Here is a 2,523-nt window from a genome sequence, read left to right on the forward strand (position 1 = left end):
GCCGCATCCGCAGCGGTCGTTTGTGACGCGCGGCAAGGCCAGACGCAAACCACCCACCCCCGGCACCGGCCTAGTCACCCGCAGCCCCAAGACCGTCAAGCACATTGTCGGCACTTTGAAACGGATCCTTGATGTGGCCGTGGACGATCAAGCCATACCGAGCAATCCTGTGGTCGCCGGTAGACGGCACAGCACCAAACGCCGCGTCGCCTCTAACGGCAAGGCACCGTTCAAGCACCGGCCACTGACGTCCAGTGAAGTAGCAGCGCTACACGACTACATCGCCTCCGAACGCGGCAATCCCGTCTACGCGCTGGCCGTGGTGTTTGCGGCCTATACCGGCGTTCGGGTGGCGGAACTGCAAGGCCTCCAGGTTGGCGATGTGTTGCTATCTGATATCCCTGGCACTGTCGGCAGTGTCCGCGTTATGCGGACGAAGAAGAAGGCGCGAAGCGCTGCTAGCGCTGAGCAAACCGACGAACCTGCACCTCTGATTTGGCAGGAAGGTACCCCGAAATCCGATGCGTCCACTGACCGTACGATTCCACTTACGCCGTGGCTGGCCGATGACCTACGGCAATACCTTTCTACGGTTCACCCATTTGCCGGCAAGAAGAAGCGCATAGCGCACGCACCGTTGTTTCCTGGCAAGCGCACACGTGCCGGTAAGTCTGCGGTGCAGGTGGAGGACTTCGATTGGGCCAAGCCGATAGTGGCGGACAACCTGTACCACAACTACTTTCAACCCGCCTGCAAGGCATTGGGTTTGGGCTCAGTGCGACTGTACGACCTTCGGCATACTTTTGCCACTCTGGCTTTGAGCGCGGGGGAGCACTATATGCAAGTGTCTAAGTGGCTTGGCCATTCCAGCTTTGTGCTGACCCTAACCACCTACGTGGATTACATCAACGAGGACGAACAGGCAGCGCCGAAGTTGGCCCGTCCGGCTGCAGTGCAACGCAATGTTGTTCCGTTGCGACGGAAGGCAGAGTGATTTCATTCAAGCCAAATGTGTTCTCCGACAGGCAGTTTCCCGGCTAGCCGGTCGGCTTTGTTCTGCGGTCTTAGTTGGTACGTAAGGCCGTAGGGGTGCAACGGGTAGTCCCACGTAAAGTTGATGCGTTTTTCCACGCCCTCTAGTTCCCACCCGATATGGGCGGGCCGCTGTAGCGATCCGCGCATGAGGTTGTGGGGGTTGTCGTGGAAGTAGCCGGGTATATGCCGCCCTGGATCAAATAGTGTCAGACCGAAACTGACGTGAGCTAGGTCTACGATTCCGCCACCCATCCAGGTCTTGTCCTTGTAGACAAGGGGTGCTACGCCCCACCAATGGCTGTTGACGACATCGGCGGGTTGAAAGGGCAAGGCCCGAAATTCTTTGCTGCGCACTTCGCCCGGCACCATCATGCCCCACGAGGACGGCCACGCTGCACGATCTAGTAGCAAGTCAATCGCTTCTGGCGGGAACGTGACCGTGTTGTTCTGCTGGACCTCAAAGTGCCCTGTCACGGCGTGATTCAGAAACACCTTGAGCACCCATCGCTGCATGTCGTCACCGGAAATGGTGATCTCCTCGGCGTCACCCCACTCGCCAGCACCGGCGTCGTACTGTAACGCGTTACGGCGCAGAAACGTTGCGAACGCCAGCGCGGCGTCATCGGCCGGATGCAGTGCGGTGTTGTGCTTTTGGCACAGGATGTTCGCCTTGAAGTTCTTGGCCGTGACGGGGTGACCGATACCCTTGCCGGTCTTGTGCTGCACCGTGAACTTCGGGTCGTTGTTGCCGTACAGCTTGATCAAGCCGTGCGATACGTAGTGTTCGCCGGAAATGGTGCTAGAGCATCCGCCGCGCGTGTTCGCGTAGCACTTTTGGTGTCTGTAGTCGTCGGCTTCCTCTGTCATCCCTGATCGCTTTCGGCGTGCTGCTGGGGCCGCTCTGCAGCCTATCAAACACCTGTTCGACTACCGCTGTGACACGCGCCCCAGCAACCGGCACCGGATAGCGTTTGTCGGTGGTTTGTCGTCATACTTCCGGCAACGCGCTGATTTGCTGCGTTCGGTTAGCAGCCGCTGCTAGGCCCGGTTCTGAAACAGAAGCACTGGAAAACTGGGGGATAGGAGCGGATGCAGGGCCATTTTCGGATCCAATAGAGTTTGCTACAGCGCTGGACCTGGGGACTCATAATCCGTTGGTCGCGGGTTCGAGTCCCGCCCGCCCAACTGTAAAACGCCTGTTCAAGGGCGGTCTAGGTTGGCCCGGCCTACCTCTCATCAGGTTGACGTACGCGGCAGGTTCACGAGCGGGCGGGCGTAGTTCCGGCTAGCTAACTCCCACCTGCCATCCCGGGTTGCGGGGGAACCGTTCGGCGGGGGTGGCCCACTGTCAGGCATCAACCGAAACCGAAACGTCAAGCATCAGCCGAAGCAATACATGATCTTGGTGCCCCTGTTCAGAGTCGGTTGATTCTTGACGTTTCTGTTTCGGTTGTTTCTTGACACTCGTTGTTATAGCTAGGTCTGCGT

The 2,523-nt window shown here is 58.7% G+C and carries 2 protein-coding genes; one reads left to right on the forward strand and one right to left on the reverse strand.

Annotated elements, in window-relative coordinates:
- A partial coding sequence (locus tag A5791_RS17655; protein ID WP_067239572.1) for a site-specific integrase occupies window positions 1-994 on the forward strand: 994 nt, incomplete at its 5' end.
- 2 nt (window positions 995-996) lie between these two features.
- Here the strand turns inward: A5791_RS17655 and A5791_RS17660 are convergent.
- A complete protein-coding gene (locus A5791_RS17660; RefSeq protein WP_067239574.1) occupies window positions 997-1,902 on the reverse strand; it encodes a hypothetical protein in 906 nt (301 codons plus the stop codon).
- Between the last annotated feature and the right edge of the window lie 621 nt (window positions 1,903-2,523).

The sequence above is a fragment of the Mycobacterium sp. 852002-51163_SCH5372311 genome (genome assembly GCF_001667115.1).
GTDB lineage: Bacteria > Actinomycetota > Actinomycetes > Mycobacteriales > Mycobacteriaceae > Mycobacterium.

Excerpts from the sequence above, each read along its gene's own strand:
- A5791_RS17660 (WP_067239574.1), bottom strand. The coding sequence starts at position 1,902 with ATGACAGAGGAAGCCGACGACTACAGACACCAAAAGTGCTACGCGAAC.